The sequence below is a fragment of the Algoriphagus lutimaris genome (assembly GCF_017051705.1).
GTDB classification, from domain to species: Bacteria; Bacteroidota; Bacteroidia; order Cytophagales; family Cyclobacteriaceae; genus Algoriphagus; species Algoriphagus lutimaris.
In genome coordinates this window covers 506,536-532,085 of sequence record NZ_JAFIDJ010000002.1, presented here as the reverse complement: position 1 = coordinate 532,085, position 25,550 = coordinate 506,536, and the positions used below count along the sequence as shown (strand labels likewise).

At 39.3% G+C, this 25,550-nt stretch carries 22 protein-coding genes; 14 read left to right on the top strand and 8 right to left on the bottom strand.

What is annotated here, in order from left to right:
* Positions 1–140: 140 nt before the first annotated feature.
* The 7 genes from JYB62_RS13125 to JYB62_RS13100 form a co-directional block, all read right to left on the bottom strand.
* A complete protein-coding gene (locus JYB62_RS13125; protein ID WP_243431576.1) occupies positions 141–1,184 on the bottom strand; it encodes a DUF418 domain-containing protein in 1,044 nt (347 codons plus the stop codon).
* A complete protein-coding gene (locus JYB62_RS19890; RefSeq protein WP_243431575.1) occupies positions 1,150–1,473 on the bottom strand; it encodes a DUF418 domain-containing protein in 324 nt (107 codons plus the stop codon). The genes JYB62_RS13125 and JYB62_RS19890 overlap by 35 nt, the downstream gene beginning before the upstream one ends.
* Before the next feature lie 48 nt (positions 1,474–1,521).
* The gene (locus JYB62_RS13120) at positions 1,522–2,592 is read right to left on the bottom strand and encodes a DUF3500 domain-containing protein (RefSeq protein WP_205645882.1); all 1,071 of its coding nucleotides are present in this window, start codon (positions 2,590–2,592) and stop codon (positions 1,522–1,524) included.
* A gap of 17 nt (positions 2,593–2,609) precedes the next feature.
* Positions 2,610–3,488, bottom strand: coding sequence for a dioxygenase family protein (locus tag JYB62_RS13115; protein WP_205645881.1), 879 nt, complete (start codon positions 3,486–3,488; stop codon positions 2,610–2,612).
* An 11-nt stretch (positions 3,489–3,499) separates the two neighbouring features.
* The gene (locus tag JYB62_RS13110) at positions 3,500–4,264 is read right to left on the bottom strand and encodes a hypothetical protein (protein WP_205645880.1); all 765 of its coding nucleotides are present in this window, start codon (positions 4,262–4,264) and stop codon (positions 3,500–3,502) included.
* Between the two features lie 236 nt (positions 4,265–4,500).
* Positions 4,501–5,541, bottom strand: coding sequence for a methyltransferase (locus tag JYB62_RS13105; protein WP_205645879.1), 1,041 nt, complete (start codon positions 5,539–5,541; stop codon positions 4,501–4,503).
* A 605-nt stretch (positions 5,542–6,146) separates the two neighbouring features.
* Positions 6,147–7,229 (bottom strand): P1 family peptidase, encoded by a 1,083-nt coding sequence (locus JYB62_RS13100; protein WP_243431573.1) that lies wholly within the window; start codon positions 7,227–7,229, stop codon positions 6,147–6,149.
* 188 nt (positions 7,230–7,417) lie between these two features.
* Between JYB62_RS13100 and nth the strand changes: the two genes are divergently transcribed.
* The 3 genes from nth to JYB62_RS13085 are packed head-to-tail and all read left to right on the top strand — an operon-like array spanning position 7,418 to position 11,078.
* Positions 7,418–8,083: an endonuclease III gene (nth, locus tag JYB62_RS13095; RefSeq protein WP_205645878.1), complete on the top strand. Its 666-nt coding sequence runs from the start codon at positions 7,418–7,420 to the stop codon at positions 8,081–8,083.
* On the top strand, positions 8,083–9,858 hold the full coding sequence (gene asnB / locus JYB62_RS13090; protein WP_205645877.1) for an asparagine synthase (glutamine-hydrolyzing): 1,776 nt from the start codon (positions 8,083–8,085) through the stop codon (positions 9,856–9,858). The genes nth and asnB overlap by 1 nt, the downstream gene beginning before the upstream one ends.
* Positions 9,855–11,078 (top strand): glycosyltransferase family 4 protein, encoded by a 1,224-nt coding sequence (locus JYB62_RS13085; protein ID WP_205645876.1) that lies wholly within the window; start codon positions 9,855–9,857, stop codon positions 11,076–11,078. Before asnB ends, JYB62_RS13085 begins: the two co-directional genes overlap by 4 nt.
* On the opposite strand, the gene gldB is transcribed toward JYB62_RS13085, so the two are convergent.
* Positions 11,041–12,045, bottom strand: a complete 1,005-nt coding sequence (gene gldB, locus JYB62_RS13080; protein WP_205645875.1) for a gliding motility lipoprotein GldB — start codon at positions 12,043–12,045, stop codon at positions 11,041–11,043. The genes JYB62_RS13085 and gldB overlap by 38 nt on opposite strands.
* A 106-nt stretch (positions 12,046–12,151) precedes the next feature.
* On the opposite strand from gldB, the gene JYB62_RS13075 reads away from it, so the two are divergent.
* The 11 genes from JYB62_RS13075 to JYB62_RS13025 all read left to right on the top strand — a co-directional run bounded on the left by JYB62_RS13075 (position 12,152) and on the right by JYB62_RS13025 (position 25,546).
* Positions 12,152–13,156, top strand: a complete 1,005-nt coding sequence (locus tag JYB62_RS13075; RefSeq protein ID WP_205645874.1) for a radical SAM/SPASM domain-containing protein — start codon at positions 12,152–12,154, stop codon at positions 13,154–13,156.
* Positions 13,157–13,285: 129 nt separating this feature from the next.
* Positions 13,286–15,874, top strand: a complete 2,589-nt coding sequence (locus JYB62_RS13070) for an SLBB domain-containing protein (protein ID WP_205645873.1) — start codon at positions 13,286–13,288, stop codon at positions 15,872–15,874.
* Positions 15,874–16,941 carry a GumC domain-containing protein gene (locus tag JYB62_RS13065; RefSeq protein WP_205645872.1) on the top strand — a complete coding sequence of 356 codons (1,068 nt, stop codon included), beginning with the start codon at positions 15,874–15,876 and terminating at the stop codon, positions 16,939–16,941. Before JYB62_RS13070 ends, JYB62_RS13065 begins: the two co-directional genes overlap by 1 nt.
* Positions 16,942–16,954: 13 nt before the next feature.
* The gene (locus JYB62_RS13060) at positions 16,955–18,244 is read left to right on the top strand and encodes an oligosaccharide flippase family protein (RefSeq protein WP_205645871.1); all 1,290 of its coding nucleotides are present in this window, start codon (positions 16,955–16,957) and stop codon (positions 18,242–18,244) included.
* A complete protein-coding gene (locus JYB62_RS13055; protein WP_205645870.1) occupies positions 18,228–19,163 on the top strand; it encodes a glycosyltransferase family 2 protein in 936 nt (311 codons plus the stop codon). Before JYB62_RS13060 ends, JYB62_RS13055 begins: the two co-directional genes overlap by 17 nt.
* Positions 19,154–20,557 carry an O-antigen ligase domain-containing protein gene (locus JYB62_RS13050; protein ID WP_205645869.1) on the top strand — a complete coding sequence of 468 codons (1,404 nt, stop codon included), beginning with the start codon at positions 19,154–19,156 and terminating at the stop codon, positions 20,555–20,557. The genes JYB62_RS13055 and JYB62_RS13050 overlap by 10 nt, the downstream gene beginning before the upstream one ends.
* A gap of 157 nt (positions 20,558–20,714) precedes the next feature.
* The gene (locus JYB62_RS13045; protein WP_205645868.1) at positions 20,715–21,845 is read left to right on the top strand and encodes a glycosyltransferase family 4 protein; all 1,131 of its coding nucleotides are present in this window, start codon (positions 20,715–20,717) and stop codon (positions 21,843–21,845) included.
* Entirely contained in the window at positions 21,842–22,741 is a 900-nt protein-coding gene (locus tag JYB62_RS13040) for a class I SAM-dependent methyltransferase (protein ID WP_205645867.1), read from the top strand. Before JYB62_RS13045 ends, JYB62_RS13040 begins: the two co-directional genes overlap by 4 nt.
* Positions 22,734–23,894, top strand: a complete 1,161-nt coding sequence (locus JYB62_RS13035) for a glycosyltransferase family 4 protein (RefSeq protein ID WP_205645866.1) — start codon at positions 22,734–22,736, stop codon at positions 23,892–23,894. The genes JYB62_RS13040 and JYB62_RS13035 overlap by 8 nt, the downstream gene beginning before the upstream one ends.
* Positions 23,870–25,045 carry a glycosyltransferase gene (locus tag JYB62_RS13030; protein WP_243431570.1) on the top strand — a complete coding sequence of 392 codons (1,176 nt, stop codon included), beginning with the start codon at positions 23,870–23,872 and terminating at the stop codon, positions 25,043–25,045. Before JYB62_RS13035 ends, JYB62_RS13030 begins: the two co-directional genes overlap by 25 nt.
* Before the next feature lie 87 nt (positions 25,046–25,132).
* Entirely contained in the window at positions 25,133–25,546 is a 414-nt protein-coding gene (locus tag JYB62_RS13025) for an OsmC family protein (RefSeq protein ID WP_205645865.1), read from the top strand.
* The last annotated feature ends 4 nt before the right edge of the window (positions 25,547–25,550 follow it).

Sequence of the window (25,550 nt, the reverse complement as noted above, 5' to 3'; positions counted from 1 at the left end):
TATATTTTTTTTCCATAGTCTAAGCTGAATTCCATAATAAGTTACATCTGAATAGGATATTCAGTGTTCATGATCCATTGGCTGTTTTCTAAGAATGTTTGCTCCGAAATCACCAATGTTTTTCTTCAACCGTTAGGCTTTTATTGTACTGCCAATGAAGGTGGGCTTATTTTTGGTCGTTTAAAGAGTTGTCTTTTTTGATAACTCAAGCTTCTCCAAAGCCACTCCATAGGTCCAAAATAAAAATACTTGAGCCAAATTGGACTTAGGATTAACTGAAAAATCCAGATACTGAAAACCACATAAAGTAATTCATATCGTTGGAGCTTACCGAACATTCCAAAACCTACTCCGGTAAAAATGAACATGCAGATAACAGAATGCATCATGTAATTGGTTAATGCCATTTTTCCTACAGCTGCCATACTTTGTTGAAAACCTGAAAGAATTCCTGATTTACAGAATATCATAATAGCACCTACATGCCCAAATGAGATAAACAGTCTTCCCCAATAATAGGTGATATTAGATTTTGAAAAGGCCAATAAGGAGAATTCAGCATCCAAAACGGTTTTTACTTCATAATAATTGATAGCAAGGCCCAAGGCATAGCCTATGAGGGCCATGGATCCATAAAAACTGAAAGACTTTTCGCCAGAAAGTATTTTCCATCGAAAAAGGGCAATCCCAATGAGCATCATGCTTAGGACATCCCAAACATCACCCCGATAAGGCCAGATAGTGTCAAATTCAAAGTTGATAGGGGCAAGGAAAGCAACTACGCTAAAATATCCCTTATGCATTTCCGCATTATACTCTGCAATAGCTTTTGGAGAGCGGTCTTCTTCTCTCTTTTCCCATCGTTCTGAAGCCCCTTTTAATTCCTTGGTCAATTCTTTTCCTTCCACTTTGTAAACAGCAGCTTCTTCCACATTTGCAACAAACTTCTTGGTGTCTTTATAATCCATATAATTCCAAAAAGTGCCGATGGAAATCAATAAAATAGCCACTGCGATCAAACGTTTGGGGGCCATTTGTCTAAATGAATAAACCAAGAAACCCATCAAGGCATATTGATAAAGGATCTCACCCACCCAAAGCAAGAGGTATCCATGGATAAGACCAAAAACCAATAGGTACATCAGCCTTCTAAAGTAAATATCTGCGGCTTTTATACCCCGCATCCTTTTTTAAAAGTCTGTCCAAAAAAATAAACATCCCTACTCCAAATAAGAGAGAGAACAAGGCTCGCATGGTGCCTTCAAAAAACAGATTGGTGGTGATCCAAGTGTACAGATTATAACCGGTATACCCACCAGCCACTGTTGGGTCTTTATAGGCTTTGGCTAATCCAAATCCGTTGATATTCATTAATAGAATACCAAATAAAACAAAGCCTCTCATGACATCGAGAGACTGAATGCGCTCCATCCCTAGGGTAGCAGCAATTTTTGGTGAAGTTTGATCTAGCATAGGTGATAAAATGATACATGGGTAAAAAGAACTTTTTGGCTATTGGTATTAATTGTGATTGTGGTCCATTCGATGTTTTCTCAAAAGATCAGCACCGAAGTCGTTGTTGTTTTGTCTGAGGATAGAATGGATGTGGTTGGCATTATCCAAGAATCCGACATTGTCATATTCAATGATAAAATCTGGACTATGGATGAGGTAATAATGTGGTTTCATGGGTTCTAAACTACCGATCCAAGAGAAATAGACTTGGTCCAATCCTCCTTCATGAAGAATAGCCATGTATTCCTCTGCTTTTTGAGTTTCAAGATTTCCGATATATTCCTCGATCAGATAGTGTAATATTTTTTGCTGCTCGGGATTCAGTTCAGATCCTTTGATACCTCTATACTCAGAGATCCATTGAGGTCGGTCTGGACTGGTAATGATATCTCCAGGGACCTTGTCCTCAAATACAGCTTTGGCTTTTTGCTCATCACTAAGCAGGTTTACAAACCAAAACCCATAATCTTCTTCTTTACTCAAAGGTCTTAGTCCAGCATATTGGGTTTGTTCCACTACTGCTGGATCTGATCCAAGAAACAAGGGAGTCAAGGAATATTCTGAATCCACCATGGTTAGGTTGATGGAAATATGATGTCCTTCAAATTTTAACCCCCAAGTACCTTCTGCTTTGGGTTCGCCCCACACTGCCGCAAAGTAATTCCCATAATCCCAATTGAGCCCCCTGATCATTTGGATGGTATTTTCAGGAATCTTTCCCTCTTTGTATTGGATCTCAAACAATTCATGCAATATATCATCCACCTGCATAATGCTGAAGGTTTTCAGATACCCTTGAGAGCTAAAAATGGCACTCAATACCTTATGGAACTTGATTTTCGATTCTTCTGTAAAATCTCCGTAGCGAAGGCCTGTCCGAGGGGCTAGACCCAAAGGAAGATTGGTCCATTTGGTTCTCATGGAATCTTCCATAGTGAACATAACTTGGCTTTTTTGATCTGGATCTAAGGAGCTAAGAAAGTCTTGTGTAGTATAGATAAGTTTTTTGGAAGTTTGAGCTCTCAGTCCCAAACCAGTAACTGCCAGAATGACCAAAAGAAGAAGTGATTTTTTCATTTAATAAATTGGTTGCTTTAAGAAATTTTGGTGAAAGATCGTGAAATTACTTCTGATCCAGGTTGAAACATTTCCTGCTTCAAGATTCCATTCTGAAATATTAATCTTCTATAAGATCCATCGTGTAAGCCAGGGAATTCGAACGTATTATTCCCTAAGTAATCGTAAACAATTCCAAAGACCTCATTTTTTTGCCAAAGCCTTCCTTCCTTTTGGAAGAGCTCCAGTGAATCATCCCCATTTTCAGACTTATACGTTCCTGTAAGTTTTTCCAAGGACGCCTCTTCCACATTTAATTTTTTGGAAAGCCCTACATGATAGGTTACTATGTTTCCGTTACTGCCATCAGATGAAATTTCCAAAACTCTTTTTTTTGCAGCTTCATTAGATGCCCATGGATCTTTTTTGATGTTTTCATCTCCTGAAAAATACAGTTGGGTCACCAGCGTTTGGTATCCCGCTGCTGTAACCATTAAATGGTAATGTGCAGGCCTGATCAATCCTCCTCCGGCATCATAGGGAACAGGCAATATGGTGTCGAAAGCATATTGACCTTTGGAATCCGTCATCACAGTTCCACGGTAATTATAGGCAGGAGTGGTATTATCATAAACTCCTTCATGATCGCAATGCCAGAGTTCTACTTTTGCATTGGCATAGGGGGTGCTACAGTCCTCATTTAAGATATATCCTGTCAAATGGATGGGTTTTCCTTTGCTTCCCGAGATATTCAAATTACTCCTCATAGGGCTGTCAGGTCTGTAGTAGGGACCTAAAATATCTGTGGTGGTTTCACAATCTCCCACATATTTTTTACCGTCAAATCGAATAAATCCAAAAGAGCTAATAGCAACTGCACTAAGGGCAGAGGCTTCAATAAATTTTCTTCGTTTCATTTTACTTGGGTTTAACTTAATAAGAAGTTGACTAGGTTGGAGAATGGCTCTGTCTTTGGCACCAGCGTATAAAGCACCTGAAACAAAATGTAAATCACCAAGGAAAAGGCTACAGGCATATAGTTCTTTTCTTTTTGGACATCCTTGATAATTAGGAAGCAAAGAATCAAATCAATTAAAAAGAAAGAAGCATATTCAGCAGGAATGCCGGGTAGGATAAATGGCATGTCAAATAAGTAAAATAGTATGCGATCAAAGGTGGGGCCTATGAAGGTGAGTACCGCTGCGATCATATATCTAGCGTGTACGCTTGGGCTTTTCTTATTGTAAATAGCCAGCGTAAAGAAAATGGCCAACCAGATCAAGTAAACAATAGGTAGAGCTTGATAGGAACCCAGTAGAATTAAACCCTGCTCCAATGACATTGACTCCATGCCTGTAGCTATATTTTCAGTCATTAGGCTCAATTGGGTTTGATAACTATGCCTGATCATGAGTAAGGAGGTGATAATCACGAGAGGCAATACCACATAGCTTAACCTTCCTACTTTACGGTGTAAAGAAATCTTTTTGTATTTGATGAGTAAGGGTTGGACAATGGCCATAGCCATCCAAGTGCCCATAAAAGCAAAATGAATATGAACTATTCCAGGGAAGGTATAGGTAAGCTTTGAAAAATAGGTAACATAAAACCCTGCGAAAGTGGCGAAAATAAATAGCATCAACCAATACCCCATATTTGGGTATATCGTACTAATAGACTCTTTGGCTTTCATCTGAAAGAGAATTAAAATGACGTATCCGTTTTTTTCGGATTGAACAGAATTTTTGGTCTAGTTTTAAAAAGCACTATGGTATTCCAAAAAAGAAAAACTTCTAGGAATCTTTAATATACTAAAAAATGCAATTCATATACTAATAATATAAATTTGATAGAGGTAATAAAGGGCCAGTTCAATTTAAGATAGAATTAGTTAAATCATGATTCTATATCATTTGAACTGGCTAATTATTATTTGTAAGCGATTGCTGCACTTGCGGGTCCTGCCAATGGCATCAAATTGAATGATTTGAATCCAGCTTTTTCACCCCAATTACAGAAATCGGTAAAAGTATAATCAAAACCTCCTTCTGTTTCGATCAGCATGTTTAAACTCATCAATAGTCCAAAGACATTTTGCTTTCTCTCTTGATCGATGATGTTTTCGATAGCAACAAATACACCTCCCTCGGGCAAGGATTCATAAGCTTTTTTCATGAGACTTATTTTTTCTTCTTCATTCCAATCATGGAGAATATTTCCCATTACAATCATATCAGCACTGGGGATAGGGTCTTCAAAAAAGTTTCCATCCATACTTTTTACCCGATCCTCTAAATGGAATTTTTTGATGGTGGACTTAGCAATGGGGCCCACTGGAGGGAGGTCAAAACTGGTACAGGTCATATGGGGGTTTTCTTGGGCTACTAATAAGGATAGGTATCCAGCAGATCCTCCGGCATCTGTCAATGTTTTTATATTTGAGAAGTCAAATTGCTTCGCAAATGCCATGAAATTACCGAGTTGCACCCCTGTCATTCCGTTCACAAAATTTTCCAAAAGGAAAGGATCTTGGTAGATCTCCTCAAAAATATTGACCCCATGGACAGCTTCATTTTGAGGTTTACCAGATTTTAACCCTTCATCCAAATTGTCCCAGAATCCATATAATCTTTCATCCATCATTTCCAGGATACCCCCGATATAGGTGGGTTTATTTTTATCTAGAAAGACTTCAGTGTCAGCACTATTAGCGTATAAGGCATTTTCCAATAGACCGGTTCTTTGAAGGAAGCCCAGACCGGTCAATGCATCCATGAAATCATAAAAATGCCGATCCGAACATTTTAAGTCCAACTGCTTTTTCAATCCCAAGGCCGTTTGGTCGGGATGCGCAGCTAATTTGGTGAAAAGCTGGAATTTTACTGCGGTAAGTAAGGCTTTGCAAGCCATAAACCCAGATCCGATTTTTAATATGTTTTCAGGAGTGGGATGGTTTGATGATGTTTCCATAAGTATTTTTTGTATTGGTCAATTGAAAAAAAGCACTAGTTGAATCGCAGATAGTTTGCTTGAGGAGTAAAGTGCAAACTGGGTTAGCTCAAACAACGTTAAAAATTAGAGTTACTAGACTTAAAAGTTAATCGTTTTTATTAGAAAAGTTAAATTTTAAACTGCAAATATTTCAATGTGAAATAAGAGTTAATAGAAAGATATCAAGTTTCAATTACCTATCCTTTAGTCGGTATATAAATTTTAACCCACTTTAATCCTGGTCTATTGCAACTACTTTTACATTTACCAAACCGACTCCCAAACCATATTTTAAGTCCTTTCAGGGCAAGTGGCTCAGACCAAACCAATTCTTTTTAAGTGCTGATGCACATGCTTGAAACCTTCTATCAGTTCTTCTTCACTTTTTACAAATAAATGGATTAAATCAACTTGGGGAGAAAATGGATCATTTTCTTCGACAATAATCTCATTTGAAAAATCAAGAAAAAAATGGATATAGGGTTTAGGTGAATGGAGGGCATGGATCACCATATCATATTTAATTCCAAGCTTTTTAGCTACTGGTATTCCTGAATATCCAGTTTCTGCTATCGTAAATTCGATTATTTATACCATTCGATGATTTTTTCAGTGGGTAGTTTTTCCACCTTTCTCCCCTCTTTCCCTTCCATGGTTTCAGCGGCAAAAAGAGAATTGATAATGGCTTCTTCCGTCGCTTCAATTACAGCCAAAAAAAGTGGAGTCATATCGTCATTTCTTAACGTTTCAGTTTGCATCAACTCTCCTGATTTTGCTGAATAAGGTATTCTTAATCCTTCAGCGGTACTAAAGGCAATCACATAATCTCCCGAACCATTGGAGGCAATTCCTCCGGTTTTTGCCAAACCCATCATGGCTCTTTTGGCCAAACGCTCTAAATTCCGGTCAGATAAAGGTGCATCAGTGGCAACTACGATCATGCAACTCCCATCTGACTTTTCCAGCGCATCTTTGAATGGATACTTACCTAACTTTTCACCTACGGGAATTCCTCCAATCTGTAAATTCCCACCAAAATTGGTTTGTACCAAAACTCCCAAAGTATACCCTCCCAAGCTTTCAGGAAGTTTTCTAGAGGAAGTTCCGATTCCACCTTTCCATCCAAAACAAACGGTTCCGGTACCTGCCCCCACATTTCCTTGGGTTACGGGGCCAGATTTGGCTGACTTGATGGCTTCTATTACTTCTTCTGCTGAAATATGCATTCCTCGGATATCATTCAAATATCCATCATTCGTTTCTCCTACTACCGCATTGACTGATTGTACCTGTTCATTTTCCGGAAGACTCAAACTGTATTTTACTGTTCCTTCTATGCCTGCTGCCACACTCAAAGTATTGGTCAGAACGATCGGAGTTTCTAGGCTTCCCAATTCCTGCACTTGAGTAACCCCAGCTAATTTCCCAAACCCATTGCCCACATAAATTGCTGCAGGTACTTTTTGCTGAAAAATGTTCCCTCCATGAGGAAGGATTGCGGTCACCCCAGTTCGTATAGAATTCCCTTCAATTTTGGTAAGTTGTCCCACCTTGATTCCTGGCACATCTGTAATTGCATTGTAAGTTCCAGTAGGTAGAATTCCGAAGTGAATTCCCAATTCACGTGGTCCCTGCTGTGAAAAACTAGCTGAAGTGATGGAAATCATGATTAGTGAGAATAATAGTTTAGGTAGTCCTAAGTTGGATCGGTTCAGTTGCATGATGAAAGATAAAATTGTCAGGACTCTTTTCCGCATTCCAATAAAGTTTTCTTAAAATTCAACTAAATTCTTCCCTTTCATACTTCAAATTTTCCAATTTAACTATCTTCAAAACTCAAAGAAATTTTGATTCCATGCTGAAGAAAGAACGGTACGAAGCTTTTATAAAACACTTTTCTGAAAATATGCCAGTGGCAGAAACTGAGCTGCATTATGAAAATCCATTTCAATTATTGGTAGCAGTGGTATTATCTGCTCAGTGTACAGATAAAAGAATCAATATGGTGACTCCCGCGCTTTTCAGGGACTTCCCAGGACCGGAATATTTAGCAGCTTCCAATTTTGATGAACTGTTTCCATATATCAAATCTGTTTCTTACCCAAATAATAAAACCAAACACTTGTTAGGGCTAGGCAAAATGCTGGTGGAGGACTTTGGAGGGGAAGTTCCAGAGACAGTAGCGGAATTGATCAAATTGCCAGGAGTGGGTCGGAAGACTGCGAATGTGATTACTTCGGTTGTTTGGAACCAACCCAACATGGCCGTAGATACCCATGTTTTTCGGGTATCCAAAAGATTAGGCTTAGTTACCCAAACCGCCAAGACTCCTTTGGAGGTAGAAAAGCAGCTGATACGACATATTCCAAAAGAATATGTGCATGTGGCACATCACTGGTTGATTTTGCATGGAAGGTATACTTGCCTAGCTCGAAAACCGAAATGTGAGGAATGTTCCATTACCCATCTCTGCAAATACTTTGAGAAAAATTATGGCACTGTGACCAGATCTGAAAAGTAATGTGTGGAATTCATCTTTATTGGGGGAAGGGAGCAAATAAAGCTGCTATTCAAAGCTTGATGGGCGAAAGTGCCTACCGAGGTCCGGACCAGGAGGAGGCGATCAGTCCTTGGCCAGGAATGTGGGTGGGAGCAAATAGACTCAAGATATTGCATCCAGGTCCAGAGGCGGATCAACCCTTTTGGTCCAGTGATGGAAAGACTTTATTGGTTTGGAATGGGGAAATATATAACCATAAAACACTTCGTAGCTTATTGGAAAAGATGGGGATCGAGTTCTCCACCAATTGCGATACTGAAGTTTTGATCCATTGGATCCGGATTTTTGGAATTAAAGGTCTAGAAAAACTAGAAGGGATGTTTGCTTTGATCTTTATAGACCTAAACGACAATTCTATTTTAGTTGCGAGAGACCCAAATGGAGAAAAACCGCTCTATTATTCTCAGAATCAAGATAGATTGATCATTTCCTCAGTAGCAAGTGGCATAGCAAAACTTTCGGAGATGAAGCTGGATAAAAAACAAATAGAGAATTATTGTTTTTTAAGATTCCCGACTCCAGGGAAGACCTTTTTTAAAGGGGTAAAAGAATGGAAGCCTTCCAGGTATAGCCATATCCAACAACATTCTACATTTAGATGGGACAACATCCCCATTGCTAAATCAAAGGCTCAGGAGTTTACTAAAAAGGAGTTTAAGAATATTTTATCTCAGGCTGTTGCTACACAATTCCAAGCGGATGTTCCTGTAGGAATCATGCTAAGCGGAGGAATGGACAGCAGTTTGTTGTATGCGACTTGGTATGAACAATCCGGCACACCCTTACCGGCTTATACCATTCAGGTTGAAAAGAAATACATAAAAAAATATGCTGATGGAGATGCTGCCATCGCGTTGATCGAGAGGATTCCTGCGGAGCATCGTCTGATCCATGTGGACCAGCAGGTATTCTGGGATAATTGGGAGGCCTATTTGATGTCATTGGATTTCCCAATTGGGGATTCTGCAGGATTCCTGACTTGGCTGATTGGAAAAGAGGCCAAAAAAGAGGTGAAAGTTTTAATCTCTGGAGCCGGAGCTGATGAACTATGGGGTGGATATTCAAGACATGGAGCGTTTGACTTTTACCTAAAAAATCAAAATGTATTGATGATGCTTCAGCCTTGGTTGAACTATTTGCCGTTGGGTAGGAAGACACAGAAGTTTCTCAACTCTTTGGAAAATAACCCTACCAAAACCTTTCTTAATTTTACTGCTCTGAACCCTATTTCTGATGATTTGGCTTCAGATTACGATCGGGTTTTCAACCCAAAGTTGAGTACTTACAAAAGAGCTTTGGATTTTGACCGACAAGTTTATTTGGTTCAGGATGTGCTGAAAATCCATGATCAGGCATTGATGGCACATAGCTTGGAAGGGAGAGCTCCTTACCTTTCTGGAAGCATGCTTGCATTTTGGAATGAAATACAGGATGAATCTCTATTGAAAGGGAAAGTTTGGATTAAAGAGCTGCTAATTGAAGCAGATTTGGAGATGGTTACAAAAAGGGGAAAATTTGGGTTTGGCTTACCTTTGGAAGAATGGTTTGCAGAGGGAGGAGCCTTTTCCAAAAGAGTATTCAACCGATTGGAATTATTTGAAAAATCGTATGGAGAATATATCCCTTCACCTATTAGAGAGGTGGTTCAAAATCCAACATCTGCTGCCAAATCGCATTTTTTGATCTTATTCAACATCTTTTTGTTGGCAGAATGGGTTGAATTAAGAAAGCTATGAAAGTTATCTATATCCATCAGTATTTTCGGACTCCAAGTGAAGGGGGAGCAGTTCGGTCCTATCATCTGGCCAAAGGAATGGTGGATGCTGGAATAGAAGTAGAAATAATTACCGCCGGAAAGCAAAAGGACTATGATCAACGATGGATAGATGGGATGAAGGTGCATTATTTGCCAGTTGCCTATGATCAAAAATTTGGATTTTTTAAGCGGAGCACAGCGTTTTACGAGTTTAGTGTCCAAGTAAAAAGGCTATTAAAAAAGCTAAGTAGACCGGATCTTCTTTACATTACTTCTACTCCGTTGACTACTGGGTGGATCGGACTTTGGGCAAAGCGAAAAATGGCAATTCCATATATTTTTGAAATTAGGGATCTCTGGCCGCAAGCCCCCATCGAGGTAGGAGCGCTAAAGAACAGATTCTTGATCAATTACTTTCGAAGATTGGAGAAGAAAATTTATAGTAATGCCTTGAAATTGGTGGCACTATCTCCTGGGATTGCTAGTCATCTCAGGTTAGTCAGTCCAACCTCAGAAGTATTTCTGATTCCAAATTTCTCCGACATTCAACTATTTAAGCCAGAGAAAAAGATTCCTGCCATTCTGAATAAATATGGGCTTTCAGATGCTATAACGATTGCTTATACCGGGGCTTTGGGCCAAGTGAATGCAGTGGAAGAACTGTTGGATTTGGCAAAGTTTGCTCAGTTCAAAAAGAAGAACTGGCACTTTTTGATCATGGGAACGGGTAGTTTGGAGATAGCATTAAAGAAAACTGCGGAATCAAATGGGTTGAAAAATGTCAAATTTATACCTTTTGGCTCAAAAGAAAAGGTGAAGGAGGTTTTATCCCTTGCTGATTTTGCCTGGATTTCCTTTGCTCATTTACCTGTATTAAAAACCAATAGCCCCAATAAGTTTTTCGATGCCATTGCCGCAGGAAAAGCAATTATGGTCAACCACAAAGGCTGGGTTTATCAGCTTTCGAAACAGAATAAATTGGGGATATCATTTCTTCCTGGAAAACTGGAAGAGAGTTTTTCGAAACTGGAAAAGCTGGAAGAAAATCCAGCACTTTTGCTGCAGATGAAACAGAACTCCAGAACCTTGGCCGAAAGGTATTTTTCCAAAGATCTGGCGGTTTCTAAGGTCCTACAGGTGATTGACCCTACTAAATTCCCCGCTAATTTTGGGGACGAGGCCTATATCCTGACTGCCTAAAAATCTCCTCTGCATCTGGGTTATCCATCAATTCCGTGAAGGTTACATCTTGGTTAAACTGATAATCATCCACGATGTTCCATCCCAACCATCTTCCTAACCGACCTGGCGCTTTGGTGCTGATGGCATCTGTAAATGGTGCTTCTCCCAAATATTTGGTGATTTCAAATGGATTGGTTTCGTAGAGTAATTCATTTTCTACAAAATGAGCCCAGATGTATTCCTCATTGGCATAGCATTCTGCAATTTCTTCCTCTGTATACCCAATAATATATTGGTCTGAAGTACAGGGCATGATGGCTTTGGTAAAATGATAAGCTTTGCCATAATAGATCATCTCAGCCAGCATGGTATTGTCCTGTGGATTGATTTCATTGAATTGAGATGAAATGGCCGTCACAATCATAGGTACGATGTAGGGACGAGCATAACGCTCAGCCATGTATCGAGGTAAGTCTGGCTGAAATGTATGAGTGATGGGTAAATAATAATCCAATCCAATCACAATCATGTCTTCAGTAAGAATCAAATCTGAATTGAAGCCACTTAAAAAGGTATAAACTTTAGGGACTTGAAACTCCGGGAAGTAATATTTGATGGCTTTGAAGGCATATTCAAGATCATTCTGTACATCGGAAATATCTTGAAATTCTATTTTGACGGAATCATAAAGCACATTCATTGCAGAATCCTGATGAATGGCGAGTAGTTCTGAAATCAAGGAATCAGGACTTGCATAGAGACTTTTCCCTAAATATCCTTCCGCAAAATCCGGGTATTTTTCGAGTAGAAATTCAAAATCTTCTTTCGAATCAGCTGTGAAGAATTGATCTTCTAACCGAACAATTTCAACCGTTAAGTCTTGATCTAATATCTCAGAGTCAAGTTCACATGCTACTTCCTTTTTCCCACAGGAAAAGGCGATGATTAACAAGAACACGTAAATCGAAAATCTTAGAAGCTTCATGAATGATGGTTTTGACTTTCAAAAGTAAGTAAACGATCGGAAGTACTTTTTATTAATTCAAAGAAATACACTTTGTAGCAACAAAGCATTTGATTTACTTGCTAAGGTGAAAAACAAATGGATTACAGCAAAAGCATTTCTCAACTACCTGACTTTTTTGAAAGTTTGGAATTATTGCTTACTACAAATTTCATTTCAAATTTCCAGAATCATGGGAAGGCCGATTTTATGGGGAATGCCTACTACCTTATCCATTGAACCGACGACCAGCTGTAACCTCAGATGTCCGGAGTGTCCTTCAGGGTTAAGGTCTTTTTCACGTCCTACTGGTATGCTAAAGGATCAGTTGTTTGAAAAAGTCATCCTTCAGTCCAAAGCCCATCTTAGCTGGTTGCATTTATATTTCCAGGGAGAGCCATTCTTAAATCCAAGATTTTTGGAAATGGTCAAATTCGCTGATTCTCAAAAGATTTTCACTTCTACTTCCACTAATGCGCATTATTTGAAAGAGGAAACCGTACAGGAAATTTTGAAAAGTGGGCTCAAGCAATTGATTGTTTCCATGGATGGGATCACGCAGGAAGTGTATGAACAATATCGGGTGGGAGGTAATTTGGAAAAAGTCAAAGAAGGATTAAGCCTTCTAATAAGAGAAAGAGAGAAATCAAATTCAATGTATCCTCGGATTGTACTTCAATTTTTGGTGACTGGGCAAAATGAACATCAACTTCCTAAATTAAAGCAATGGGCTCAGGAGATGAGTGTAGATGAGTTGCAATTGAAAACTACCCAGATTTATGACTTTGAAAATGGTTCTGAGTTAATTCCTTCTGATCTGGGATATTCTAGGTATTTACCCAACAAAGATGGGAAATGGAAACTCAAAAAAAAGTTGGAAAATAAGTGTTGGCGGATGTGGCAAGGAGCAGTGGTGACTTGGGATGGTAAAGTAGTCCCTTGTTGTTTTGATAAAGATGCCAGCCATGTCATGGGAGAATTGAAAAAACAACCTTTGTTGGATGTTTGGAAATCCCCGGCTTATCAAATTTTTAGGAATCAATTGCTTGCGGATCGCTCTCAGATTAATATCTGTCAAAATTGTACCGAATAGCCTGAATTCAGGATTTCGGGAAAGTAGGTTTTTGGAACTATATTTGGTAGAAATAAGAAATTCACGGATTTTTAATGTCAATATTTGTTCGACGTACACCCAAGTTGATCGGTACAGCTAGCCTATAACATGATTTTAAAGAAAAGATTCTGGTACTTTTTTGCCTTACTTGCCTTCCTAGGATTGGCAACTCCACAGGTAATTGCTCAGCAAAACAGTGATTTCACCAAAATACAGGTGGATGATATGAGTGATGCTGAAATTCAGGAGTTATTGAACAGGTCCGCACAAGCAGGTCTTTCCATTGAGGAATTTTTGGAAATGGCAGAGTTAAGGGGAATGCCTACCATGGAAGTGACGAAGTTAAAAGCTCGTATTGCGAAATTGGACTTAGGGGAGCGAGGTCTCAAAAGATCCTCGGAAGCATCCAAAAGAGACCCAAGGAAACAAGCAGACTTTGATTTGATTGCAGGAGGTGTTTTTCAGCCACAAGAAGAAATGGAGGAGATAGACCCCGAAAATCAAATTTTTGGAACCTCCTTGTTTTATAACAAAAAGAGAAACTTGAGTTTTGAGCCAAGTTTGAATCAAGCTACGCCAAGCAGTTATATTTTGGGGCCAGGGGATTTGTTGTATGTAGATATTTACGGCGAATCTGAGCAGTATTATGAAGCAACAGTAAACCCTGATGGGTTTGTGTTATTGGATAATATTGGGCCGGTATCCGTTTCTGGAAAAAGTATTGATGAGGCCACTGGAATCATTAAAAATAGAGTTTCCAGGTATTATACTGGGTTAACAGGAAGTAACCCTTCTACTTTTTTGAAAGTCACCTTGGGTGATGTTCGTACGATCAAAGTACATATTTTGGGAGAGGTAAGACTTCCAGGTACTTTCACTTTAAGTGCATTTTCTACAGTTTTCAATGCATTATATGCAGCAGGTGGGCCTAATGTCAATGGTACCATGCGTGCCATCAAATTGGTGAGAAACAATAAGCAAATTGCGGAGATCGATGTCTACGATTTGTTGATCAAAGGGACGGCTGACTTGGATAGACAATTGCAAGATCAAGACGTGATATTGGTTTCCCCATTTATTTCAAGAGCAAAAATCAAAGGAGAGGTAAAGCGTCCCATGACCTTTGAAATCGCCAATGAGGATACCTTTGAGGATTTACTTCAATATGCAGGTGGATTTACAGATGAAGCATTTAAAGATCGGGTGGCCATTTCTAGAATTACCGGGAATCAACGTTCGGTTTCTGACTTATACCAAAGCCAGTTTAATATGTTTCCATTGAAAGGTGGAGATGAGATCACCGTTCAGCGAATATTAAACAGGTATTCCAATCGAGTTCAAATCAAAGGGGCAGTTTATAGAGAAGGTACTTTTGCTTTGACCGATGGGTTAACCCTTTCTCAATTGATAAAGAATGCCGAAGGGCTCAGAGGAGATGCCTATACACAGCAGGCAAGTATCCTTCGAACCAAAGAAGATCTCAGTACGGAAATGGTACAGGTAAACCTCCAATCCATTTTGGATGGAACAGCTACGGATATTACTTTGAAACGGGAAGATGTGGTTAGAATTGCCAGTATTTATGATATCAATAATGAAAAATATGTTCAGATTCTTGGGGAAGTAAAGCGGCCAGGAATTTTCCCATATTCCTCTAAGATGAAAGTGGAGGAATTGATTATCATGGCAGGAGGCCTCCAAGAATCCGCCAATACCGATGATATTGAAATAGCCAGAAGGCTAGAAGATGCGGATTTAGGGACTTTGTCTGAAATTATTCCTGTCCAGGTTAATGCTGACTTGTCTTTTAATCTAGATGGAGAAGTACTTCAACCCTATGATCAGGTGATTGTAAGAAAGAGGGCAAATTTTAACATGCAAAAGCTGGTGGCAGTAGAAGGTCAGGTCAATTCTCCAGGCATCTTCGCCATCCAGACAAGTGAAGAACGAATTTCCGATTTGGTGAAACGGGCCGGAGGACTCAACCAATTTGCATATTCTAAAGGAGCTACCTTGATCCGAAGAACTGAATTTTTCAATACTGAATCGGAACAACTGAGAAGACAGAGAAATTTGGAGAATTTGAAACTTCAACTGTTGGCTGACCCGAATAATTCCGAAGCGCAGGAACAATTATTGGAAAGACTATTTAAGGACCTTCCCAAAGAGAAGGATTCTCCAGTCGATACCCAATTGGCTCAAAACAAAAAGGAATCTTTGGATCAAATTGCTTCGGAAACTCCTGGGTTTGCTGTTAAAATCAAAGAAACGGAAGCGGTCGCTATTGATTTAGAGGCGATCGTAAAGAATCCAGGTTCGGAAGATGACCTGTTACTGGAAGAAGGAGATATTTTATCGGTGCCCAAGCTTTTGCAAACCGTTAGAATGCGTGGGGATGTGGTATATCCAACAACTCTAAGACATGAATCCAATAAAAGTTTGAAGCATTACATCAATGGTGCAGGAGGATTTGAACGGAGAGCCAATAAAAAGCAAACCTATGTGGTATATGCCAATGGAGCTGTAAAAAGAACTAAAGGGTTCTTCGGAATCAGAAATTATCCTCCAGTAGAGCCAGGAGCTGAAGTAATTGTACCTACCAAAGGTCCTAAGGTTCCATTACGTTTGGGTGAGATTGTAGGAATCACCACTGGCTTGGCTACCTTGGCATTGGTCGTATCCCAAATTAACTGGTAATGGCAGGAGGAAAGCATTTTTCGGAAAATCAATTTACACTAAAGGAAGTTTTTCAAAACTTTTCCAGTTGGATTGCTTATTTCCTTTCGCAATGGAAAATATTGATTTTAGCGGGGATTATTGGAATGGTGCTGGGAGCACTGGTTTCCATTTTTAAAAAACCGATTTTTAATGCCAGTACCTCGTTTGTATTAGAAGAAGGGGATGCAGCAGGGATGGGACAAATGTCGGGATTGGCATCCTTGGTAGGAGTGAATTTAGGCTCTTTGGGAAGTACCAGTGGTTTATTTCAAGGAGATAATATCATGGAACTGTACCGGTCGGATAGAATGCTCGATGAAGCATTGCTCAGTCCATTCAATGAAGATGAGCTCTTGATTGATCGTTTTATAGCATTTGAAAAGATTGATAAAAAGTGGGCCTCCAAAGTTGATATCCCTTCCATGGATTTTTCTATTGATCGGGAAGATTTTACGGTGTCTCAGGATTCGGTAGTCAAAGAAGTAGCGAAACTGATTCGGGAAAATCAACTCAGTGTGACCAAGCCCGATCGGAAGTTGAGCATCATCCAGGTAACAGTATCTTCTAAGGATGAATTGTATGCCAAAGTATTCAATGAGCGCTTGGTAGAAAATGTCAATGAGTTTTACAAGGAGACAAAGACAAAGAAGACCAGTGAAAACTTAGCCATTTTACAATCTCAGGCAGATTCCGTGAGAGCTATTTTGGATGAAAGTATTGGTGCTTATGCCACTGCCACTGATAAAGTCCCCAATGCGAACCCATTGTTGAGTTCTGCCACGATAGAAAGCAAAAAGAGGCAAATTGATGTCCAGGCAACTGGGGCTGTTTATGAGGAAATCGTAAAGAATTTGGAGATTGCAAAAGTAAATCATCGTAATAACTCTCCCTTAATACAGATTATTGATTCACCAAGATTGCCTTTGGAGCGAACGGAGATACGATTGGTTAAAGGAATGTTTTTTGGATGTGCAATTGTTGGGATGTTGACCCTATTGGTGGTGTATTTCCGCCGATTGTATCAGAAGCATGTGCAGGAAAGCTAAATGAAAAGCTGGCATGTTTGAAAAATTATTACTCCTTCCGATCGGCAATATTATCAGGAACAAATCCATTCAAAATTTTTTGTTTTTGGCGATTATTCAATCTTCCAATGTGCTGATTTCCATTATTAGCATGCCTTTACTTATACAAAGTATTGGGGTCGATCAATTTGGGTTGGTAAACCTTTCACTTGCGGTAATTATCTTGTTGAATATTTTGGTAGGCTTTGGGTACAATCTAAGTGCTCCAAGAGAAGTAGCAATCAATCAAGGTGATAAGACGGCTTTATCTCATTTGGTGTCCAATGTGTTTTCTGCCAAAATCCTGTTGGCAACCACTGCCACTTTAATCATTTTGATTTTAGTATTTGGACTGAACCTATTCAAGGAATACCAGATGATTTTGGTTTTTTCCTCTTTAATGCTGTTTTCAGAGGCCACCCTCCCCCTTTGGTTTTTCCAAGGAATGGAGAAAATGAAGCTGATCAGTATAGCCAATATTTTTAGTAAGCTGCTTTTCTTGATGGGGATCGTGTTATTTATTCACAATCCAGGGCAAAGCAGGTGGGTGAATTTTATGATGGGATTCTTTGGGTTATCCATCAATATTCTACTGCTCTTTTATATCCACACTTTTATGGGGATTAGAGTGTATAGACCTGAGTTCTCAGCGATTCGAAAAAGCTTAAAAGATAATATTCTATTATTCTTTAGTAATCTTGCCAGCCATATTTCAATCAACGGAGGATTGATTATCCTTAGTTTCTTCTCTGTGGCTGAAACCTTGGGAATGTATTCTTTGGCAGAGCGCGTGGTGATGGTTTTGAGAATGTTTCCGGCATTGATCATTCAGGCGATTTACCCGAATGCTGCCAAATTGTACAAAAGTGATGAAGCCGGATTTTATAAGTTTCTGAGAAGTGTCTATTTCAGAGTGCTCGCCTTTGGAGCATTTTTGGCAGGCGCTACCTACTTGACAGCACCTTGGACTATTCAGGTACTTTCAAGATCTGAGTTGATTGAATCAGTTACTTATCTTCAATTGTTAGCTTTAGTCCCATTCCTGGCTTGCCTTAACATTGCCAACGTCATTATGATGCTGGTGGCAGATCTCAAAAACCTTCTGTTTAAAGCCTCTTGGATGATGTGTTTGTATATGATCGTAGTGGCTACTATTTTGACCTCCATGATGGGGGGAGTAGGGGTGTGTATCGCCATTATTTCAACCGAGGTGATTGTCTTTTTAATTTGCATGGTGTTGTTGTATCAAAATAATAGAAAACTGATCCATGGCTTTTATACCTGAACCTTCGGTAGCTATTGTATTAGTAAACTGGAATGGGTTTGAGTTTACCGAAGCCTGTTTGCAATCGCTTCAATGTCTTGAATTTCCTGATTACAAAATCATTGTAGTAGATAACGCATCCGGAAATCAGGAAGGAAGCCGTTTGAAAGCAGCATTTCCGGATATCCTTTTGATACAAAATGAGCAGAACTTGGGATTTACAGGAGGTAATAATGTAGGAATCAGCAAAGCTTTGGAAGATGGATATTCTCATATCATGTTGTTGAATAATGATACAGAGGTAGAAGCCGATTTTTTAGGAGAGATGATCCGAAAGTTACAGGCTGATTCCAAGTTGGGAATGGTTCAGCCCTTGATCTGTTTTCTTCATGAAAAGGACCAGGTTTGGAGCGCAGGAGGAAAATGGAATTCCTTTCTGGGTAGGGCAATTACCTTAGAAGACCGGAAATTTCTATCGAATATCCATGTTGCCGATCGTCCTCTGGATTGGGCCACAGGATGCTGTATGCTGGTGACAAGAGAAGCATTACTGAAAGTCGGGTTACTGAATGAGGGGTATTTTGCGTATTTTGAAGATGTAGAATGGTCCTTAAGATTTCGGGAAAATGGATATGGGATAGCGCTGACCTCCAAAGCAAAAATTTATCATGAAGCTGGGGCTTCCTCCAAAAAAAAACATACAGAAGGTACGTTGAGTGCTCGAGTATTTTATCTGCATGTTAGAAATCAATTATTCCTATTAAGAAGTGTCTGCTCAGGATGGGAGAAACCTTTTTCTTTTGCCTATCATATCACTAGATTCTCCTTGTGGATGGGATATTTTTTTATTCGGGGTAGGTTTCAGAAATTTAAATCTGTGGCAAGAGGGATCAAAGATGGCTTCAATTTTCCATTACAAAATCCAATGCAATGGCCTTGATACTATTTATTTTAATTGTCTTTATAGTCGCTGCAGGTCTATTCTGGGTGGTTCAGGAAATTGCGTTTAAAGGAAACTGGCAGTACTTTATCTATTTCCTAATCGGATTGCTTCCTTTTTATATTACCACCTTGAGTTTGGTGTATCTGACTACTGGTTCCAGCTCATTGGTGGGAGTTTTTCAGGTGTTGAAAGAAGCAATCGTACTTTTAGCTTTATTCTCCTTTATATTTTTTCGGAAGAATATCTTCGAATATTCTTTTCGATTGCAATCGGTAGATTGGTTTATGATGGCGTTTTTGGCCTTGGGGAGTATTTATTTAGTTCTTCCTTTGGGACAAGCCTCTTTTATTAATAAAGCCCTTTATTTTAAGGGGATGCTGATTCCCGGAATTGTCTACTTTTTGGGGAGGAATACCACCTTCAACCAGGATGAGATTCGAGGTTTATTTCAGATGATTTTTGCCATTGCCATCGGGGCTTTCCTAGTCAATTTGTTTGAAAATTATGTGCTGAATGCACACCTACAACAATACACGGGATATGCTTTATACAATCATGCCATCAACGATATTGATCCAACCGGAAATTTTGGATTGACCTGGACATTCGAAACTCAGGCCGTGACCAAGCGATTGGCAAGTTTTTTTTCAGATCCATTGGAAATGGCCAGCTCTGTGTTGATGGGGTTTGCTGCTGGCTTAATTTGGTTTTTGACCAGTAAAAAGGAATATAACTGGTTGTACATCATAGTAATGATTTGCTCTTTGGGAAGTTTGGTGTTTTCAGCTTCTCGAGCTGCATTTGGAGCCTTCTTCGTGATGATCTTCTTCCTAGCTTTGGTGTTTGGTTTGTATAAGTTGATTGCAGCTGGATTTTTAAGCTTGTTGGCCTTCGGAATTTATGTGATCTTCTTCGCTTCTGACGACTTCTACTTTTTTGTAGTGGATACACTTACTTTTGAAAATACTTCTAGTATTGGTCACGTGGTAGAATGGTTATTGGCATTGGATTCTATGGTAGGGAATCCATTTGGGATAGGATTGGCGATGAGTGGGAATGCTGGGAGTGTATCTGATGAACTGCGTGTAGGAGGAGAAAATCAGTTTTTGATATATGGAGTGCAATTAGGATGGTTGGGCATGATGTTATATATCCTGACGCTAGCTTCCTCAGTTATTTTGAGTTTACGTGTTTTCTATCGATCTGATAATACGATGGATGCCCGGATAGCATTTGTAGCAGCTGCGGTTAAAGTGGGGCTTTTGTTACCACTGTTTACCGCCAATGCTGAAATGTATACCTATGTGGCCTGGACTACTTGGTGGATGGCAGGGTATTCAGTTCATGCCTATAGTAGGCTGAAATTGGAGGAGAGACTTGAGCTGATTTAAAATAGTTAATTACTGGATTTGAAAGCAAAAGCTAGGACACTCCTTGGTCGATTTATTGCTTTATTCAGAATGGTAACGAGACTGCTTAGTAAATGATCAAGTTATCCCCAACTATTTTTTCCTCCAAAATCTCTAAATTCGAGTCAAAATCAATCCTTTGAAAGTACTTTTAGACTTACAATATCTTAATGTAGCTACTACAGGCATCAAGACCTACATGATGGAATTGGCCCAAGCTGCAGTAGACTATCCGCATCCTGAAATAGAATGGATATTTTCCCATGATCCAAAATCCCAGGCTGCTGATCAGACTTTTAAAAATCCTGAATCCAAATTTCAGCGCCTGAATTATCATTTGGATTACTTTCGATGGAAAGAGTTTCAACTTCCTGATTTAGTCAAGAAGGTTCAACCGGATATCTTAATTTGTCCTGATTTTGTTTCCCCTGCTGCAAGTTTACCTTGCAAGCGAATTACTGTCATTCATGATGCTTTTTTTTGGCAGATGCCCCAAAATTACCCGCTTTGGTGGAGGAAGTATTTTCTAAGCTTAATCCGAAAGGGACTAAAAGAGGATACAAACATTATCACGACCACAGAATACTCTAAACAGGCTTTGAGCAAGCATTTGGAAATTAGTCTTCCGATCCATGTAATTTATCAAAGCCCCAAAAGTCTGAGTAAGGAAGTAGATCAGCTTCTGATTGAAAAATTCGCATTGGACCGAACTCCTTATTTTCTGCATGTTGGGACTTTTGATAAGCGAAAGAATTTACCGCTTTTGGTAGAAGCATTTGAGGTATTTTTGAAAAGTCAGGAAGAAGATTTCAAATTGGTGCTAGCTGGAGGACCTGGGCAAAGTGTCCAAATGAATGATTTTCCTTTGATAGAAAGACTAATTCTTGAAAAAGGGTTGGAAGATCGTGTGATTCTGCCCGGATATATTTCAGATGCCCAGATCAGGAGTTTGTATCAACATGCTTTTGCCTATGTTTTTCCCTCTGAAAATGAGGGTTTTGGAATACCGATTTTAGAAGCGATGCGAGAAGGGATTCCTGTCATTCATTCAGATCAAGAAGCCTTAGTAGAAGTAAGTGGATCAGCGGGAATAGCATTCAAGACCGGTGATTTATCAGATTTGGCAGAAAAAATGATACTTTTGGGCCGGGAAAAGGCATTTCGAGAAGAACTGATCAAAAAAGGTCTTCAACGAAGCAAAGAGTTTTCCCCTCAACATTTTATAGAAGCTTTTCAGCATTTGATTTTGAATGCTGCCCCTAGAATATGAGGCAAATTGCATGTCCAGTCTGCAACCAAGAACCTAACTCATCACCAGAGGAATTTTCAATTATTGACTGCCCTACCTGTCAGGTAAAGTGGACTTTTATTTCTGCCGAATTGGATTCAGATGCACTTTATGAAGATGAAGTGTATGCAGTAGTGGATAATAGGCAATCTGTATTTGAAAAGCTGATCTTTCGTGAAGCTCGAATAATCTTAAATAAAGGCAATTATTTACTTGGTCCGTCTAAAAAAAGGCTGTTGGACTTTGGATGTGGAAAAGGGCAATTTTTAGCAGAGGCCAAAAAGTTAGGTTGGAATGGTATTGGTATTGAAACTGCCAGAGATAGAGCAGTTTTCGCTGTGGATAAGTATCAAGTGGAAGTGATACAAGAGTTTTATTCTCATGGAAAAGTTACTGATCAACCATTTGATTTGATTACGCTTAACCATGTACTAGAGCATCTCCCAGCACCTATTTCAATGGTAAAGGAGTTAATTGAATCGAATTTGGCTGAAACGGGTCTATTGTATATTGAAGTTCCAAGGACTGATTCCTGGCAGGCAAACATTGCAGGAACCAAGTGGTTACATTGGGATATTCCCAAACATTTAAACCACTGGAAGGAATCGGGATTGGTGAAACAGTTTGAGGATGTTGGATACAAGAAAGTAGGAGGAAAATCCTTTTCCATTCATTTGGGAGTATTGGGAATGCTTCAAGCTTTATTCAGCTTATTTGGATATAATGACCATTTGATTTTGGCATTAAAAAAGAAGAAGTCAGTAGGATTAATGCTGGGTGTTGCCTTGTTGACACCTGTTGCTTTTTTGTTGGAGTCTCTTGCTTCCGCTTTTGGGAAATCGGGTATAGTGGGAGTTTATTTTAAGAAGAATGGGTAAGAGCAGTAACGTACTTTTTCTTCAAAGTAGTTCAGAGTTGTATGGTTCTGGCAAAATCTTGCTTCAGGTATTGAGGATTTACAGAGATCAAGGATTGAATCCGGTAGTGGTTATGACTGGAGAAGGTCCTCTTGGTGAATTAATGGAGTCTGAAGGCTTTATCGTAAAAGTTCAAAATCTTGGGATTTTACGAAGGAAGTATGTGAATGCGAAAGGCTTGGTCAACCGATTTTCCAAAAATTACAAAGCCTATCGATTTTTGGATCAACTGCATCAGGAGTTTCAATTTGAATTAGTGTATTCCAATACCCTGGCAGTGATTGTTGGAGCCTATTGGGCCAAGAAAAATAAACTTGCTCACATTTGGCATATACATGAAATAGTTTTGGGTCCAAGTCCACTGGTGAAGTTGTTGGCAAAGGTGTTAGATTCCAGTACCCCAAATCCGATTGTGGTTTCAGAGGCAGTTAAAAAGCATTGGGAGACCAAGTTAAAAGTGGCCAAACCGGAAGTAATTCACAATGGGATTCCCTATGAGGAATACATGGTTTCCTATTCAGATCCCAAAGCAGATTTAGGCTTGCCAGAGGATAAATTGGTGATCACCATGGTGGGGAGGATTAATCCTGGAAAGGGCCAACTTTTCTTTTTAGAAATTGCAAAGCGTATATTGCAGACTTATCCACAATGTCATTTTGTTTTAGTGGGTGATCCTTTTCCTGGATATGAATCAATCCAAGAAGAAATAAAATCCGTAATTAGGGACAATGGATTGCAAGAATCCGTTAGTGATTTAGGGTTTCGGAAGGATATTCCGGAAGTTTTAGCAGCAACAGATATTTTTATGTTGCCATCTATTTTACCTGATTCTTTTCCCACAGTAATCTTGGAGGCCATGGCTTCTGGCAAGCCCGTAATCGCTACGCAATCTGGTGGAGCAGAGGAAATGGTGGAACCTGGTAAAACCGGATATTTGATTCCGATTGGGGATGTGGAAAAGGGAGTGGAGGCTTTAAAAACGCTGATACTAGATAAAGAAAAAATTAAAAGCTTTGGTGAAGCTGGAAGAAGTAAAGTGCTGATAGAATATAATTTGAATACATTTAAGGAAAAAATGCAAAAACACCTATGGAGGCATCTCAACGAAAACTAAAAGTAGCAATCATGGGTGCCAAAGGATATCCTTACGTTTACGGGGGATATGATACCATGGTGAAAGAGCTGGGAGAGAGATTAGTTTTAAAAGGTGTGCACGTACGAGTGTACAACCATAAGGCCTTGTTTGTGGAGAAACCTAGGTATGTCAATGGAATTGAATGCATCTATACTCCAGCAATTGAGTCAAAGTATTTGACTCAGTTATCCCATACTTTTTTCTCTATGATTCATGCATGTCTATCGGATGTGGATGTGATTTTTGTGGTTAATAGTGGGAATGGCCCCTTTGGGTTGATTTCTAGATTTTTCAGAAAAGCTACCTTGATTAATGTAGATGGATTGGAATGGCTACGGCCAAAATGGAGGGGGCTAGGATCTAGATATTTTTTCTGGGCCTCCAAAATGGCAACCAAATATTACGATCAAATCATCAATGATTCGGATGAAATGCAACGGGTATATAAGGAATTGTTTAATGCCGAATCTAAAGTGATTGCCTATGGTGCTAATCCAAAAGAGGAGGTGGAACCTTCACCGGTAATGAAATGGGGAGTAGAGCCTCAGGATTACTTCCTGATTGTGGGTAGACTGGTTCCTGATAATAATGCCGATTTAATCATTCAAGGATTTTTGAATTCTGATTCAAAAAGAAAACTGGTGATTGTAGGCGATGTTCCTTACTTAGATGATTATGCTCAGGTGTTGAAAAACATTGAAGATGATCGATTGTTGTTTTTGGGTTATGTAACAGACCCTATTGATTTGGCTGCTTGGTATACCCATTGTTATGCTTATTTCCATGGCCATGAGTATGGCGGTACCAATCCTGCGATGCTGAAAGCCTTAGGGTATGGATGTGCGATCTTAGCATTAGATACTCCTTTCAACCAAGAAATGCTTCAAGAAGGTAAGCATGGATGGTATTTCAAAAAATCGGTGGACTCTGTGAAGGATATTGTCGAGGCTGCAGAAAATAGCCAAGAACGTATGGATTATTTTCGGAAGACCGCTCGTGAGGGATTGGTGAAAAAATACAATTGGGATCATGTCACAGATCAATACTTGGAAGTATTTGAAGAATTGGCTGGTTTTAAAACTGAAAAAGTTTCCACTGAAAAAAGAAAATTGGAAAGGGTGGATAATTAATTTGGATCGAAGAGAATGGATTAATTCTGAACTTTGATCTCTAACTTTGGTTTATATAAGCATACTTTTAACCCTAAAAATATTACCATGATTAGAAAAGCAACAGCCGTTTGGCAAGGATCCGGAAAAGATGGAAAAGGTCATTTGACTACGGCAAGTACAGTTTTAGACAAAACACAATATTCTTTTAAATCACGTTTTGAAGATGGGGTAGGTACCAACCCGGAAGAGTTGGTGGCTGCCGCTCACGCTGGTTGTTTTGCCATGAAATTAAGCTTTAATCTACAGGAAGCAGGCTTTACTGCAACTGAGCTGGATGTTACTTCCAATATCACTTTTGAGGAAGGTACACTTAAGAAATCTCATCTGGTGCTGAAGGCAACAGTGGATGGTGTGACACAAGAAAAGTTTGATGAATTGGTAAAAGATGCTGAAGCAAATTGTCCAATTTCCAGAGCGTTGAATATGGAAATCTCTGTTGAGAGTACTTTAAACGCTTGATAAG